This is a genomic window from Neisseria sp. P0021.S006 (assembly GCF_051956895.1).
Genome location: NZ_JBQCWZ010001105.1, coordinates 1 through 498 on the forward strand (window position 1 = coordinate 1; position 498 = coordinate 498).

The 498-nt window shown below is 49.0% G+C and carries 1 protein-coding gene; it reads left to right on the top strand.

Going from position 1 to position 498, the window contains the following annotated elements:
• The coding region (locus ACTHUM_RS18970; RefSeq protein WP_440403825.1) for a nucleoside monophosphate kinase at positions 1 to 432 on the top strand (432 nt) is incomplete at its 5' end.
• Positions 433 to 498 lie beyond the last annotated feature (66 nt).

Here is a 498-nt window from a genome sequence, read left to right on the forward strand (position 1 = left end):
GCCCAAGACGACTGCAAAAACGGTTTCCTGTTTGACGGTTTCCCACGTACATTGGCACAAGCCGAAGCCATGGTTGAAGCTGGTGTGGATTTGGATGCCGTGGTTGAAATCGATGTACCTGACAGCGTGATTGTCGACCGCATGAGCGGCCGCCGCGTGCATTTGGCCTCCGGCCGTACTTACCACGTTACCTACAATCCGCCTAAAGTCGAAGGCAAAGACGACGTAACCGGCGAAGATTTGATTCAACGCGACGACGACAAAGAAGAAACCGTGAAAAAACGCCTTGCCGTTTACCACGAGCAAACCGAAGTTTTGGTTGATTTTTACAGCAAACTGGAAGGCGAACACGCGCCGAAATACATCAAAGTTGACGGCACCCAAGCAGTAGAAGCCGTGAAAGCCGAAGTATTGAAAGGTTTGGGCAAATAAGTTTTGCCAAAGTAAAATCATGAGGCCGTCTGAAAAAATATTTTCAGACGGCCTTTTGTGTACGAA